A 15,112-nucleotide genomic window follows, 5' to 3' on the forward strand; every position below is an offset into this window, starting at 1 on the left:
GTTCCTTACACTAGGGTCAGTAAGGTGATTTGCAACCGGGCTCGCTTGCGGCGCGCAGTCCGGACGGCTAGGCAGCGCATATTGTCTTCGCCAGGGGTTTTGTCATGCTGCAGCTGTCATCGCGCGTCGCCGCGCCGCTCGTCCTTCTCGCCTGCGCGCTCGCCGTTCCGGCTACCGCGAAGGACAAGCTGCCGACCGCAAGGCCCGCGCAGATCCAGGAGCTCTACGCCTGCCGCGACATCGCCGATCCGGCGGCGCGCCTCGCCTGTTTCGACCGCGAGGTCGGCGAGCTGTCGACCGCCGATCAGGCGCGCGAAATCACTTTCACCGACCGCGAGACCGCCAAAAAGGCGCGGCGCGGACTGTTCGGCTTTGCCTTCCCCAAGCTCGGCGGAATTTTCGGCGGCGATGAGGATGAGGTCAAGGAGATCGAAACGACGATCCGCTCGGCGAGCATCGACCGGTCGGGCAAATATACGCTGGTGATGGAAGATGACGCGGTGTGGGTGCAGATCGACACCACCCGCCTGCCGCGCCAGCCGAAGGCGGGGCAGAAAGTGAAGATCAAGGTCGCGACGATGGGCAGCTATTTTGCGTCCATCGACGGCGGCCGCACGATCCGCATGAAGCGCGACCGCTGACCGCCGCGGGCGCGCGACCGGCACCCATGACACAGCGATGACGATACCGCGATGACGGGCGGCGAGGCGATCCCGCTTCCGGGGCCGGGCTGTCCGCCCTTCGTCCTGCTCGACGACGCGCGCGCCGAGGGCGCGGCGGCGGCGCGATTGTTCGTCGATCCGGTCGAGGTGTTGACCGCCCATTCCGCGGCCGAGGTTCCGGCGCTGCTTTCGGCGCTCGACGCGGCGCAGGCGCGCGGACTCCATTCGGCGGGCTATCTGACGTACGAGGCGGGCAAGGCGCTCGCGCCGGCATGGCGCGGGGCGGTCGATGCCGAAACCGGCGATGCGCCGCTCGGCTGGTTCGGGTTGTTCCACCAGGTCCGGCGGATCGACGCCGACAAGGTGGCGGGCCTGCTTCCCGATCCGGCGTCGGCGTGGATCGGCAAGGTCGCGCCGCGCGTCGCGCGCGCCGACTATCTGGCCGCTGTCGAGGCCGTGCTGGGCTTCATCCGCGCCGGCGATATCTATCAGGCGAATTTCACCTTTCGGGCCGACGTTCCGGTGCGCGGCAATCCGCTTGCCATTCATGCACGGCTGCGCCGCACCGCGCGCGCGGGTTATGGCGGGGTGATCTGGACCGGCGAACAGGCGATCGTCTCGCATTCGCCTGAACTCTTCTTCGCGCTGCGGGGCGGGCAGGTGATGGCGCGGCCGATGAAGGGAACCGCGGCGCGGCTTGCCGATCCCGAGGCTGATGCTGCTGCGGCGCGCGAGCTTGCCGAAGATCCCAAACAGCGCGCCGAAAATCTGATGATCGTCGACCTGATCCGCAATGACCTGTCGCGCGTCGCGGTGCCGGGGTCGGTCGCGGTGCCCGACTTGTTCCGTGTCGAAAGCTTCCCGACGATCCACCAGCTCGTCTCCGATGTCAGTGCGCGCCTGCCCGAAGGCGCCGGGGCGGTCGACGTGTTGCGCGCGGCTTTTCCGTGCGGGTCGATCACCGGGGCGCCGAAAGTGCGCGCGATGGAAATCATCGACGAGCTGGAATCGGGTGCGCGCGGGCTTTACACAGGCTCGATCGGGTTCATCGAGCCGGGGGGCGATGCGGCATTCAATGTCGCGATCCGGACGCTTTTGTTACCGCAAAGCGCCTTGCAGGACGGCCCTGCTTGCGCCACGCTGGGACTGGGCTCCGGAATCGTCGCCGACAGCGAACCGGTTGAAGAATGGCGCGAATGTCTGGCCAAGGGGGAATTTGTGGGCGCAGCGGGGGAAAGCTTCGACCTCATCGAAACGATGTTCTTCGATCCGGTCGAAGGCGTCCAGCGGATCGAAGGGCATCTGGCGCGGATGAAGGCGAGCGCTGCGGCGCTGGGCTTCGTGTTCGACCGGCACGGCGCGCGCAACGTCCTGCAATCGGCGACCTTCCGCCTGCGCAGCGCCGCGCGCGTGCGGATGCGGCTCGCGCCGTCGGGCGCGCTCGCGATCGAGGTGTCGCCGCTGCCACGGCTTGCCGAACTGCCCGTGCCCGTCGCGGTGCGGCCCGCGCCGATGGCCGCCGACGATTTCCGCCTGACGCACAAGACGAGCCTGCGTGCCGCCTATGACGGCGCGCGGCACGAGAGCGGCACGGCCGAGGTCGTCTTCGTCGACGAGCCCGGCTTCGTCACCGAGGGCAGCTGGAGCAATATCTTCGTCGAGCGCGATGGCCAGCTGCTCACCCCGCCGCTCGCGCTCGGGCTGCTTCCCGGGGTGCTGCGCGCCGAACTGATCGACAAGGGGCGCGCGGTCGAATCGCACCTGCGGATCGCCGATCTGGAAAGTGGATTCTTTATCGGCAATTCGCTGCGCGGGCTGATCCCCGCACGGCTGGCGGACGCTGCGGCATCCGCGATAGGCTGACCTGCCGGCTGCATAGGTAAATTATCAAGCTGCGCGCTTGCGAATATCGGTTAGACGCTTTAGGCGCGGCCGCGCGCAATTTCCTGTCCTTTTGCAGCCCGAACCGCGCAAGCCACGGAAGATATCGTCATGTCGCTGAAGCCCCATGTCTCCGCCGCCCTCAACCGCATCCAGCCCTCGGCCACGCTCGCGATGACCGCGCGCGTGACGGCGCTGAAAGCCGCGGGCGTCGATGTGATTGGCCTCAGCGCCGGCGAGCCCGATTTCGATACGCCCGACTTCGTCAAGGAAGCGGCGATCGAGGCGATCCGCAATGGGCAGACCAAATATACGCTCGTCGACGGCACCGTGGCGCTGAAGGACGCGATCCGCGGCAAGTTCCGCCGCGACAACGGTCTTGAATTCGGGCTCGACCAGATTTCGGTCAATGTTGGCGGCAAGCACACTTTGTTCAACGCGCTGGTCGCGACGGTCGACAAGGGCGATGAGGTGATCATCCCTGCGCCCTATTGGGTGAGCTACCCCGACATCGTCGCCTTCGCGGGCGGCACGCCGGTGATCATCGAGGGCACCGCGGCGCAGAATTACAAGATCACCCCGGCGCAGCTCGATGCCGCGATCACGCCGAAGACGCGCTGGGTGATGTTCAACTCGCCGTCGAACCCGTCGGGCGCTGCTTACTCGGGCGAAGAGCTCGACGCGCTTGGCGAAGTGATCCGCCGCCACCCGCATGTGATGGTGATGACCGACGATATGTACGAGCATGTCTGGTACGCCGATTTCGCCTTCACCACCTTTGCGCAGCGCTGCCCCGACCTGATCGACCGCATCCTGACGGTGAACGGCTGTTCGAAAGCCTATGCGATGACCGGCTGGCGTATCGGCTATGCCGGCGGCCCCGCATGGATCATCAAGGCGATGGGCAAGCTGCAGTCGCAGTCGACGTCGAACCCCTGCTCGATCGCGCAGGCCGCCGCCGCCGCCGCGCTCGGCGGGCCGCAGCAGTTCCTCGACGATCGCAACGCGGCGTTCCGGAAGCGCCGCGACATGGTCGTCGCGATGCTCAACGACGCGCCGGGCCTCGACTGCCCCGTCCCCGACGGTGCCTTCTATGTCTATCCCGACGCGTCGGGCTGCATCGGCAAGAAGACCCCCGACGGCAAGCTGATCGACAGCGACGAAGCGCTGATCGACTATTTCCTCGACAGCGCCAAGGTCGCGGCGGTGCACGGCGGTGCCTTCGGCCTGTCGCCGGCATTCCGCGTCTCCTACGCGACGTCGGAAGCGGTGCTGAAGGAAGCGTGCGTGCGCATCCAGCAGGCGTGCGCGGCGCTCAGCTAACGCTGCCCGCTGTTATAGTCATCCCCGCCTTCGCCGGGGTGACGGAAGATTTGCACCCGCATAGGAATTCTATACCGATCGGTCTTGTATTGCCCGCGGCGGCTCCTATTTGCACATGAACGGCGGTTAAGCGCACGGTTCACCGGATAGTAAGTCATCCTCGCTAAGGTGACGGACATCACTGCACGGTTGGTCGGGGCGCTCCATATCGTCGGTGTAACCAAAGCGGTCTCGGCCGCGAATTGACAAATATGAAAAAAAGAGGCCCATATGCTCTCCATGCTCCGCTCCGACTGGTTCCTGACCATGCTCGCTGGCTTCGCGATTGGCGCGACTTATATCGTGCTCAATCAGCCGGCGCTGCCGATCCCGGTGTGACGCCGCTGCGGCGCACCCTTTCGCTTCGCGCCGTCACGGCGCTGGTCGCAGGCGCGATCGTCGCGCAATGCACCCCGGCGCAGGCCGAAAGCGTCGTCAAGCTGCCCGCTCCGTTCGTCGACCCTGCCGTCAGCGCCAAGCGCGCGACCGCGGTGCTCGCGGGCGGCTGTTTCTGGGGCGTTGAGGGCGTCTTTTCCAACGTCAAAGGCGTGATTTCGGTCGAATCGGGCTATCATGGCGGTAACGCCGCGACCGCCAAATATGAACGGACTCACGACGGCAAGTCGGGCCATGCCGAGGCGGTTCGCATCGTCTATGACCCGTCGCAGGTCAGCTATGGCAGCCTGCTCCGCATCCTTTTTTCGGTGATCGCCGATCCGACGCTCAAGAATCGTCAGGGTCCCGACACGGGTCCGCAATATCGCGCCGCGATCGTCCCGCTCGACGCCAGCCAGCGCCAGGTCGCGACCGCCTATCTGTCGCAGATCGGCGGCGGCAAATATTTCGCGAAACCGATCGTCGTGCCGATCGAGGCGTACAAGCGCTTCTATCCCGCCGAGGCGAATCATCAGGATTTCATGCGCCTGAACCCCAAGAACGGCTATATCCTGCGCTGGGATGCGCCCAAGCTCGCGGCGCTCAAGCGGCTTTACCCCGATATGGTGCGCGCAAAGCCAGCACCCTGACAATTCCGCGCGCGTAAAGCCCGAGCCCGAAATCCGCCCGGTTCCGCGATTGGTCGCGGCAGAAGAATCATTCACCGCAAATCGCTGGCCCCTCCCGCGCGCCTGCGTGACGCAGGAAATGCCCGAGAGGGGTCGGGATAATATAAAAGTCGCAAGTGCGGGGTTCGAATGAAGTTCAGGTTTTCCGGCAAGCCGCTCCTCGCCGTGTCGATGAGCGCCGCGGTGCTTGCGGGCTGCGTCAGCAGCGCCGCGATCGTTCCGCAGCCGCGCGCGCAGCCGCCAGCGGCAGTGCGCGGTCCGTCCGGTTCGGTGACGGTGCCGATCGGTCAACCGGTGCGGTCGGCGATGCCGCGTCCCGTCGGCCCCGTTGATCCCGGATTCCGCCGCGCTCCCGCGGGTCTCAACGAGCGCATCTATGAACTGTGGCGCGGCTTCCCCGGCAAGACCGGCATCGCGGTGCAGCGCATCGACGGCGAATGGTCGCTGTCGCAGCGCGGCGGCGAGCTGTTCCCGCAGCAGAGCGTGTCGAAGCTTTGGGTGGCGCTGGCGGTGCTCGACGCGGTCGATCAGGGCCGGATGACGATGGACCAGCGCGTCCGCATCGGTCCCGAGGATTTGGTGGTCTTTCACCAGCCGCTCGCCGCGCGCGTCCGCGCCGAGGGATCGGTGACGATGAGCGTCCGCGACCTCATCGAAACCGCGATCACCCACAGCGACAATCTTGCGAACGACAGCCTGCTGCGCACCGTCGGCGGGCCTGCCGCCGTGCGCGCCTTCATCGCGAAAAAGGATCTCGGCTCGATCCGCTTCGGGCCCGGGGAACGCCTGTTGCAGGCGGGGACCGCGGGGCTGACCTGGCAGCAAAGCTATTCGGTCGGCCGCAATTTCGAGAGCGCGCGCGCGGCGCTGTCGGCCGCGACGCGCCAAGCCGCGATGGACAATTATCTCGCCAATCCGGTCGACGGCGCCAGCCCCGCCGCGATCGCGAGCGCGCTGACGCGGCTCGCGCGCGGCACCTTGCTGTCGCCCGAATCGACCGAATATCTGCAAGGCGTGATGAGCCGCACGCGGAGCGGGCCGCGGCGGCTGAAGGCCGGGCTGCCACCGGGCTGGCAATTCATGCACAAGACCGGGACCGGACAGAATCTCGGCGGTATGACCGCGGGCTATAACGACATCGGTATTGCCACCGCGCCCGATGGCACGCGCTATGCGATCGTCGTGATGATGGGCACCACCTCGTCGGGTATTCCCGCGCGCATGGCCTTGATGCAGTCGGTGTCATCGGCCGTCGCCGAATATCACGGAAGGTAATCCCGATGAAGCTTGCTGCCCTGCCGCTGGCCCTGCTGGCGCTCGCGCTCGCCGGATGCGCGACGCCCGAAACGCGGCTGCGCACCGGCCTCAACAATGCCGGCCTGTCGAAGGCGATGTCGGCGTGCATGGCCGAACGCATGGTCGACCGGCTGTCGCTGGTCCAGCTTCGCCGCCTGTCGGCGCTCGGCAGTCTCAAGGACAAACGCGTCACCGACCTGTCGCTCGACCAGTTTTTCCGCAAGGTCCGCGCGCTCAAGGATCCCGAGATACTGACGGTGTCGACCAGCTCCGCCGCGCTCTGCGCGTTGCGCTAAATTCTTAATCGCCCGGAAAGCGCACGACGAGGTTCGGCGGCGGAAAGCTGTTCCGCACCGTTTCGGAGCGGTCGGCCGGCAGCCATGCTTCGCGACGGGAAAAGCTTTCGATCGTGGCATATTGCCCCAGCCGCGTAAGCGAGGTGACGACATAGGGCTGGCCCTCGGCGCCGAGGATCGACGCGCGGTCGGCGAGGTGGAAATGGAGGTGCGGCGCGCTCGCCTGCCCGGTGAAGCCGAGGAAGCCGACGACCTGCCCCGCCTTGACGCGGTCGCCGACCGCGACCGGCGCGCCCTGTTTCATATGCTCATAGGTCGCGATGCGGCCGCCGCCGATGTCGAGCATCACGAAATTGCCGCTGGCGTCGGCAATCCCGGGCCTCGGCCTGCCCGATACGGTGGCCGGGTCGGGGACATCGTCGCGCACCGCGACGACCGTACCGTCTGCGACCGCGAGCACCTCGGCGCCGAAGCCATGGTGATTCGCCGGGATATTGGCATCGCGCGACGACAATTTTCCTTTCGTGTCGACCTTCATATAGTCGATCGCGAAACGGCCGGGCAGGGTGGCCGATCCTTCGGTGGCATAGAAGACGCGGCGATGCCCGCGCTCCATGCCGGGATCATACACCGCGACCCACGGGCCGCCGCGCAGCGGCGGCGACAGGCGGGGCAGGGCGGCGGCCTCCGGCGTTGCCGTGCCGCCCGAAATTGTGAAATCACCCTCATTGGTGTCGATCTTGCTCAGCGTCAGGCTGTGCGAGATCGATCCGCGGAGATAGGCGGCGGGGACGGGCGCGCCGATATAGACGACAGCGCGGCGGCCGATGGGAATGATCCGCGAATTGGCTTCGGGCGGCCCGACGAGATCAATCGCCGTGGGCAGTTCGTCCCGGCTATAGGTCTTGATCGGCGTGTCGCCTGCCTTGATCGCGAGCGCGTTCAGCTCGAGCGGATGGCTGGAAAAATTGGTGAGGTGGAGTTCATAGACGAGCTGGTCGGCGTCGCCGATCCGAACGATTTTGGGCGCCTCGACGATTTGTACATCGATCGACTGGTTCACTTGTGCGGTCGCGGCGACCGGACCGGCGAGCGTCAACCATGTCAAAACAAGAAGCTTTATCCGCATCTTCGCGTCCCTCATCCCGATCCCTCGACCGTGCCCGATTATCAACTCGGGCCCGGGGCGTCATCCGAAAGACGGACCGGCTCGCCGCAAGCCTTTGCCGCGCACAAGAATATCTGGGGCTACCCGGGGGTAGAATTGGCGCCAAACTTGTGCTTAGGCGGCGCCGATCCTCTCCCTTCACAGAGTCGAAAGGCCCGGCAGACCTCATGAACATCCACGAATATCAGGCAAAAGAACTGCTCGCGAAATTTGGCGTTGCCGTCCCCAAGGGCATTGCCGCGATGACCGTCGAGGAAGCCGTCGCCGCGGCGAAGCAGCTCCCCGGGCCGCTCTATGTCGTGAAATCGCAGATCCACGCGGGTGGCCGCGGCAAGGGCAAGTTCAAGGAACTCGGCCCCGACGCAAAGGGCGGCGTCCGCCTCGCCAAGACGATCGAGGAAGTCGAAGCGCACGCCAAGGACATGCTCGGCAACACGCTGGTGACGATCCAGACCGGCGAAGCCGGCAAGCAGGTCAACCGCCTGTACATCACCGACGGCGCCGACATTAAGCAGGAGTTCTACCTCGCTTTGCTCGTCGACCGCGCCACCAGCCGCATCGCGGTTGTCGCCTCGACCGAGGGCGGCATGGACATCGAAACCGTCGCGCACGACACGCCCGAAAAGATCCACACGATCACGATCGATCCCGCCACGGGAATCCAGCCGCACCATGGCCGCAGCGTCGCCGCGGCGCTCGGCCTGTCGGGCGATCTCGCCAAGCAGGCCGCCAAGGTGCTTGGTGGCCTCTATGCCGCCTTCCTCGGCACCGATGCCGAGCAGATCGAAATCAACCCGCTGGCTGTCTGCGAAGGCGCGAACGGCGACGAATTGCTCGTCCTCGACGCCAAGGTGGCGTTCGACGGCAATGCGATGTTCCGCCACAAGGATCTCGCCGAGCTGCGCGACCTGACCGAGGAAGATCCGGCCGAGGTCGAAGCGTCGGAATATGACCTCGCCTACATCAAGCTCGACGGCAACATCGGCTGCATGGTCAATGGCGCGGGTCTCGCGATGTCGACGATGGACATCATCAAGCTCAACGGCGAATTCCCGGCGAACTTCCTCGACGTCGGCGGCGGCGCGAGCAAGGAAAAGGTCACCGCGGCGTTCAAGATCATCCTCAAGGATCCCGCCGTAAAGGGCATCCTCGTCAACATCTTCGGCGGCATCATGAAGTGCGACATCATCGCCGAGGGCATCGTCGCCGCGGCGAAGGAAGTGAACCTCTCGGTTCCGCTCGTCGTCCGTCTCGAAGGCACCAATGTCCAGCAGGGTAAGGATATCCTCGCCAATTCGGGCCTGCCGATCGTTGCGGCCAATGATCTGGGCGATGCGGCGAAGAAAATCGTCGCAGAAGTCCGCGCGGCCTGACGCCTCGACCACCCCTCCCCACCGTGAGGGGGAGGGGTGAGGTTGACGTTTACGTAAACCGCAATTATGGCGCAGTGCACAATTTGTTGAGAGGAGCTTTGCAAGCCATGAAAATCCTCGTCCCCGTCAAGCGGGTGCTCGATTATAACGTCAAGCCGCGGGTCAAGTCCGACGGCACCGGCGTTGACCTCGCCAATGTCAAAATGTCGATGAACCCGTTCGACGAGATTGGTGTCGAAGAAGCGATTCGCCTGAAGGAAAAGGGCGTCGCGACCGAGATCATCGCGGTTTCCGTCGGCCCGGCGAAGGCGCAGGAAACGCTGCGCACCGCGCTCGCGATGGGCGCCGACCGCGCGATCCTGGTGCAGACCGACGATGCGGTCGAGCCGCTCGCGCTCGCAAAAATCTTCAAGGCGATCGCCGACGCCGAAGCGCCGGGTCTTGTGATCCTCGGCAAGCAGGCGATCGACGACGACAACAACCAGACCGGCCAGATGCTCGCTGCGCTCACCGGCTGGGCGCAGGGCACCTTCGCCAGCGCGGTCAACGTCGAAGGCGATAGCGTCAATGTGACGCGCGAAGTCGACGGCGGCCTCGAGACGGTGAAGCTCAAGCTTCCCGCGATCGTCACCACCGACCTTCGTTTGAACGAGCCGCGCTATGCGTCGCTGCCGAACATCATGAAGGCGAAGTCGAAGCCGCTCGATACCAAGTCGCCCGCCGATTACGGCGTCGACACGGCGCCGCGCGTCAAGACGCTCAAGGTTTCGGAACCGCCCGTCCGCTCGGCCGGCGTCAAGGTCGCCGATGTCGATGAACTGGTTGCCAAGCTTAAAGCGCTGGGAGTGCATTCATGAAAACGCTCGTTTGGGTCGAACATGACGGCAGCGCCGTCAAGGACGCCACGCTCGCCGCGGTGACCGCCGCCGCGAAGCTTGGTGAAGTCCATCTCCTCGTCGCCGGTTCGGGCGTCGATGGCGTCGCCAAGGAAGCCGCGCAGATCGCCGGCGTCCAAAAGGTCCACGTCGCCGACAACGCCGCTTTCGGTCATAACCTGCCCGAAAATGTCGCGCCGCTCGTCGCCGACCTCATGGGGTCGCACGATGCCTTCGTCGCGCCCGCGACGACCACCGGCAAGAATATCGCGCCGCGCGTCGCCGCGCTGCTCGACGTGATGCAGATTTCGGAAATCCTGTCGGTCGAAGGTCCGAAGACCTTCACCCGCCCGATTTACGCCGGCAACGCGATCGCGACCGTCGAATCGTCGGACGCGAAGCTCGTCCTGACCATTCGTGGCACCGCCTTTGAAAAGGCTGCCACCTCGGGCGGTTCGGGCACGGTCGAAGCCGTCTCGGCTGGCGGCGACACCGGCATCTCGAGCTTCGTCGGCGCCGAAATCGCCAAATCGGAGCGCCCCGAGCTGACCTCGGCCAAGATCATCGTGTCGGGCGGCCGTGCGCTGGGTTCGAGCGAGAAATATGAAGAAGTCATCGTGCCGCTCGCCGACAAACTCGGCGCCGCGCTCGGTGCTTCGCGCGCCGCGGTCGATGCGGGCTATGTCCCCAACGACTATCAGGTCGGCCAGACCGGCAAGATCGTCGCACCGCAAGTCTATTTCGCGATCGGCATTTCGGGCGCGATCCAGCATCTCGCCGGCATGAAGGATTCGAAGACGATCGTCGCGATCAACAAGGACGAAGACGCCCCGATCTTCCAGGTCGCCGACTTCGGCCTCGTCGCCGATCTCTTCAACGCCGTTCCCGAGCTGACCGGCAAGATCTGATCCGCCGTGGCTGGCGATCACCCCGGCGTGCCCGGACTGGGCGACGCGCCGTTCAACGCCGGCGGGCGCCGGGCCACGCGCTCGGCGCCGCGCCCGGATGACGAAAACAGCGAAGCGATCGGGGGCGAAGAGGCTCTCGATCGCTCGTTGATATTGGCGAGCGTCGCGCGCGATGCGCGGCTCGACAAGAAATTCCTGCTGCTGATCATCCTTTCCGCGGCGATCGCGACGCTGGGCCTGTTGCAAAGCTCGACCGCGGTCGTGATCGGCGCGATGCTGGTATCGCCTTTGATGGGGCCGATCATGGGGATCGGCTTTGGTCTGGCGACCATCGAAAGCAATCTGATCCGCCGTTCGCTGGTGACGCTTGCCGCCGGGATGGCGGTCGCGATCCTCGTCGCGATGCTGATCATCTGGCTGTCGCCGATCAAGGATGTCACCCCCGAACTCCGCGCGCGAACCCAGCCAACCCTCCTCGACCTTGGCGTCGCGGTGGTCGGCGGCATCGCGGGCGTTTATGCGATCATGCGCAAGCTGTCGGGCGTCATGGTCGGCGTCGCGATCGCGACGGCGCTGGTGCCGCCGCTGTCGACGGTCGGCTTCGGGCTGGTGACGGGGCGGATGGATTTTGCGCTCGGCGCGGCGCTCCTGTTTCTGACCAACACGCTTGCCATTGCCTTCGCTGCGACGATCGTCGCGCGGCTCAATCATTTCGGGCCATCGCTCACGCGCCAGCATACGGCGGTGCAGGCCGTCGGCATCGTTGCGGCGCTCGGCATATTGTCGATCCCGCTTGCGCTGTCGCTCAACAATATCGTCCGCGAAATCGGCGCGCGCACGACCGTACAGACCGAACTCAATCGCCTGCTCGGCAAGGACGATCGCGTCGACAGCCTGAACGTCCGGGTCGAGAATGACGAAATCGCGGTCGATGGTGTCGTGCTCGTCGGTCAATATGCCGCGCAGCTCAACGCCAATCTGGCGCGGGCGGTGCGCAGCAAGGTGCAACGCGACGTGCGCGTCAGCATCGCCCAGTTGCGCCAGCAGACCAACGCCGCGGTGGAGTTCGAGGAACGGCTGAACCAGCGTATCGCGACGCTCGAGCAACGCGAAGACGACAGCCGCGAAATCCTCGCCAGCCTGACCGTCGGCGAGCTTGTTCCGCGCGAACGCGTGCTGATCGACGCGCAGGCGCGGCGCGTCGTCGTTCAGCGCGACCGCGAGGCGGAGGGCGAGCAGGTCGCCGCCGCGGTCGATCGCATCGTCGCGGCGGTGCAGGCGGGCTATCCGCAATGGCTGATCCAGAATGGCAGTCTCACGGCGGTAGAGACGCCCGTGGCGGAAGCCGCCGCGACCGAATAGGCTTGCGCAGACCTATTCGGGTTGACCTGTCGCGCCCGATCCCATGTGATGCGCGCCGGACCCGGCGGACGGCGGGCAGGGGAGAGGCGATATGCGCGGCAAGCGACTGGCGTTGGCGATGATGATGGCGAGTGCGGGTCTGGCGGCGAGCACTCCGCCGCTCCATGCACAGGCGGCGCCGCGCGAAGTGGTGACGATCGACAAGGCGCGGATCGATGCGGCGCTGAAGGCGATGATCGCCGACGGCCGCGCCGCCGGAACCTCGGCGCTGATCTGGCAGGATGGGCGCGAGGTTTATTTCGGCAGCGCCGGCATGGCCGACCGCGAAGCGAAGCGCCCGATGCGCCGCGACACCATCGCGCAAATCTATTCGATGACCAAGCCCGTCACCGGCGTCGCGCTGATGCAATTGTGGGAGGCGGGCAAGTTCCATCTCGACGACCCGCTCGCCAAATATCTCCCCGAATATGCCGACATGCGCGTCTATGCCGGGAAGGACGCCGCGGGCCAGCCGCGCTATGTCGCCGCCGAACGGCCGATCACTGTCCGCGATATCCTGCGCCACACCGCGGGTTTCGCTTATGGCGCCGGGCCGACGCCCGCACATGACGCCTATGTCGCGGCCGAACCGCTCGCATTGACGATCCCGCTCGCCGAGGCAAGCCGGCGACTTGCCACAGTGCCCCTGCTGTTCCAGCCGGGCACGCAGTGGGAATATAGCATCGCGGTCGATGTGCAGGCGGCGCTCGTCGAGAAGCTCTCGGGCCAGCGCTTCGCCGACTATGTCCAAACCCATATCTTCGAACCGCTGGGGATGCGGGAGACGGCGTGGCGCCAACCCGATGCGCGGCTGCCGCGCTTTGCGGCGATGAATGTGAAGAAGGACGGCAAGCTGGTCCAGCAAGCCGCGGCCGAGGCGCAGGTGCTGAATTTCAGGGAGCATGCGCTGACCCCCGGCGGCTTCGGCCTCGCCTCGACGCTCGACGATTATCAGCGTTTCGCGCGCATGTTGCTGAACAAGGGGGAACTCGACGGCGCGCGCATCCTCAAACCCTCGACCGTGAAACTGATGGCGACCGACCAGCTCGACCCGGCGATCACCGAACGCGCGTGGCTCCCCGGCAAGGGTGCAGTCGGCTTCGGATTCGACTTCGCGGTGCGCAAATCGCCGCCGCAGACCCGCCAGGAAAATCGCGGCGCGACGGGTGAATATTTCTGGGACGGCATGGCATCGACCCTTTTCTGGGTCGATCCGGCGAACAAGCTGACCGCGGTCTTCTTCGTCCAGACCATCCCCTATGACGGTACGCTCCACCGCGATTTTCGCGCCGCGGTCTATGGGCCGGACTATCGGGGCCCCGCGGGCGACTAGCGCTGTCATCCTTTTGTCATCGCGATGCCCTTGAGCGGCGCGAGGAGTTTTCTTCGATGTCTCAACCCGACAAACGCACCCTGCTCGCCGAAGGCCTTGCGGCCGGCGATGACGATAGCGCGCTGCACGCGCGCCTTGCCGCCGCGGGCGTGTCGGCGGCGGCGGCGAAATATGAGGTCGACCGGCTGGCGAAGGATCCGATGGCCGCGATGCTGCGGCGCCAGGCGGCGCGGATGGCGAAGCAGGGCTGGCTGCTCGCCAATCAGGAGCGGCTGGCGCGTGAGGCTGAAGGCGGCTTCGCGCTCGACACGCTCGCTGCGCCCGATGCCGGGCATTTCTACCGCCATTATTATGAGGTCAACCGGCCCGCGAAGCTGACGGACCTCGTCGATCATTGGCCGGCGCTGACGCGCTGGTCGCTCGACCATTTCGCCGCGGCCGCGGGCGATGCCGTCGTCGAGGCGCAGGTCGAGCGCGAGCGCGACCCCGACTATGAACTGGCGAAGGACGATCATCGCCGCCTCGTCCGTTTCGGCGAACTGATCGACTGGCTCCGCAAGGACGAGGCGAGCAATGACGTCTATCTCACCGCCTACAACAGCGGCACCAACGCCGCCGCGCTCGCTCCCTTGTGGGACGATCTGGCGCCGATCGCGCTGCTCGACGATACGCGGGCGCGCGACGGTTTCTTCTGGCTCGGGCCCAGGGGCACGCTCACCCCCTGGCACCACGACCTCACCAACAATCTGCTCGTGCAGGTGATCGGGCGCAAGCATGTGCGGATGGCGCCGCCATGGGCGTTCGCGCGGATGCGCAACAGTCGCCACTGTTTCTCCGACTGGGGCAATGAAGCGCTGCCCGCCGGCAGTGGCGATTCGGCCGTACCACCGGTGCTCGAAACAGTCATCGGCCCGGGCGAGGCCATCTTCCTGCCCGTCGGCTGGTGGCATCAGATCGAAGCGCTCGACCTCTCCGCCAGCATGAGTTTTACGAGCTTTCGCCGGCCCAATGTCCATGTTGAGGACTATGTGTCGTGGGGCGCCTTGTAACATTCCTGTGAATTTGGAGCTCCTTGAGGCAGCATTTTTTCTTTCTTGATCGCCGGCTATCCTGACGCGATTGCCGGCTTGCGCTCTCTCCGCTTAGTCCGCACCATCGCGGCATGACGTCGCTTCCCGACTTTCTCCCAGCGTTGATGACCCGCGTTGTCGGAGCTGGCGTTTTGTCGGGCCTGACGCGTTTGTCGGGCGGCGCGAACATGGAGAGCTTTGCGTTCGATTGGGCGAGGGAGGCCTATGTCCTGCGGCGCGCGCCGTCGGCGGACTATATGGCGGACCGTCCGTTCGGGCATGTCGACGAGGCGGCGCTGGTGATGGCGGCGTTTGATGCGGGGGTGAGGGCGCCCGAAGTCGTCGGCGTGCTCGAGCCGGGCGACGGGCTGGGCACGGGCTATGTGATGCGGCGGGTGCTGGCGGAGGTGTCGCCGGCGAAGA

At 65.8% G+C, this 15,112-nt stretch carries 13 protein-coding genes and 1 pseudogene; 13 read left to right on the forward strand and 1 reads right to left on the reverse strand.

Annotated features, from left to right (window positions below; all coding sequences use genetic code 11):
• The first annotated feature begins 104 nt into the window (after window positions 1-104).
• The 6 genes from J2X38_RS21590 (at window position 105) to J2X38_RS21615 (ending at window position 6,561) form a co-directional block, all read left to right on the forward strand.
• Complete coding sequence (locus J2X38_RS21590) at window positions 105-641, forward strand: hypothetical protein (protein WP_058539933.1); 537 nt, start codon at window positions 105-107, stop codon at window positions 639-641.
• Between the two features lie 51 nt (window positions 642-692).
• A complete protein-coding gene (gene pabB / locus J2X38_RS21595) occupies window positions 693-2,525 on the forward strand; it encodes an aminodeoxychorismate synthase component I (RefSeq protein WP_310257371.1) in 1,833 nt (610 codons plus the stop codon).
• 129 nt (window positions 2,526-2,654) lie between these two features.
• A complete protein-coding gene (locus J2X38_RS21600) occupies window positions 2,655-3,866 on the forward strand; it encodes a pyridoxal phosphate-dependent aminotransferase (protein WP_310257373.1) in 1,212 nt (403 codons plus the stop codon).
• 383 nt (window positions 3,867-4,249) lie between these two features.
• Window positions 4,250-4,930, forward strand: coding sequence for a peptide-methionine (S)-S-oxide reductase MsrA (msrA, locus tag J2X38_RS21605; RefSeq protein WP_405053482.1), 681 nt, complete (start codon window positions 4,250-4,252; stop codon window positions 4,928-4,930).
• Window positions 4,931-5,098: 168 nt separating this feature from the next.
• Window positions 5,099-6,244: a serine hydrolase gene (locus J2X38_RS21610; RefSeq protein ID WP_310257376.1), complete on the forward strand. Its 1,146-nt coding sequence runs from the start codon at window positions 5,099-5,101 to the stop codon at window positions 6,242-6,244.
• Between the two features lie 5 nt (window positions 6,245-6,249).
• The gene (locus J2X38_RS21615) at window positions 6,250-6,561 is read left to right on the forward strand and encodes a hypothetical protein (RefSeq protein WP_058539936.1); all 312 of its coding nucleotides are present in this window, start codon (window positions 6,250-6,252) and stop codon (window positions 6,559-6,561) included.
• Window positions 6,562-6,565: 4 nt separating this feature from the next.
• Here the strand turns inward: J2X38_RS21615 and J2X38_RS21620 are convergent, their stop codons facing one another.
• Window positions 6,566-7,690, reverse strand: a complete 1,125-nt coding sequence (locus J2X38_RS21620; protein ID WP_310257379.1) for a M23 family metallopeptidase — start codon at window positions 7,688-7,690, stop codon at window positions 6,566-6,568.
• A gap of 206 nt (window positions 7,691-7,896) precedes the next feature.
• On the opposite strand from J2X38_RS21620, the gene sucC reads away from it, so the two are divergent.
• The 7 genes and pseudogenes from sucC to J2X38_RS21655 all read left to right on the forward strand — a co-directional run.
• On the forward strand, window positions 7,897-9,102 hold the full coding sequence (sucC, locus tag J2X38_RS21625) for an ADP-forming succinate--CoA ligase subunit beta (protein ID WP_058539938.1): 1,206 nt from the start codon (window positions 7,897-7,899) through the stop codon (window positions 9,100-9,102).
• Window positions 9,103-9,209: 107 nt separating this feature from the next.
• Entirely contained in the window at window positions 9,210-9,959 is a 750-nt protein-coding gene (locus tag J2X38_RS21630; RefSeq protein WP_310257381.1) for an electron transfer flavoprotein subunit beta/FixA family protein, read from the forward strand.
• Entirely contained in the window at window positions 9,956-10,885 is a 930-nt protein-coding gene (locus J2X38_RS21635) for an electron transfer flavoprotein subunit alpha/FixB family protein (RefSeq protein ID WP_310257383.1), read from the forward strand. The genes J2X38_RS21630 and J2X38_RS21635 overlap by 4 nt, the downstream gene beginning before the upstream one ends.
• A gap of 6 nt (window positions 10,886-10,891) precedes the next feature.
• On the forward strand, window positions 10,892-12,247 hold the full coding sequence (locus tag J2X38_RS21640) for a DUF389 domain-containing protein (protein WP_310257384.1): 1,356 nt from the start codon (window positions 10,892-10,894) through the stop codon (window positions 12,245-12,247).
• A gap of 91 nt (window positions 12,248-12,338) precedes the next feature.
• Complete coding sequence (locus J2X38_RS21645) at window positions 12,339-13,619, forward strand: serine hydrolase domain-containing protein (RefSeq protein ID WP_310257386.1); 1,281 nt, start codon at window positions 12,339-12,341, stop codon at window positions 13,617-13,619.
• Window positions 13,620-13,675: 56 nt separating this feature from the next.
• On the forward strand, window positions 13,676-14,668 hold the full coding sequence (locus J2X38_RS21650) for a cupin-like domain-containing protein (RefSeq protein WP_310257388.1): 993 nt from the start codon (window positions 13,676-13,678) through the stop codon (window positions 14,666-14,668).
• Between the two features lie 173 nt (window positions 14,669-14,841).
• Window positions 14,842-15,112, forward strand: a pseudogene (locus tag J2X38_RS21655) (phosphotransferase family protein); the annotation flags it as partial.

The organism is Sphingopyxis sp. BE235 (genome assembly GCF_031457175.1).
Classification (GTDB): Bacteria; Pseudomonadota; Alphaproteobacteria; order Sphingomonadales; family Sphingomonadaceae; genus Sphingopyxis.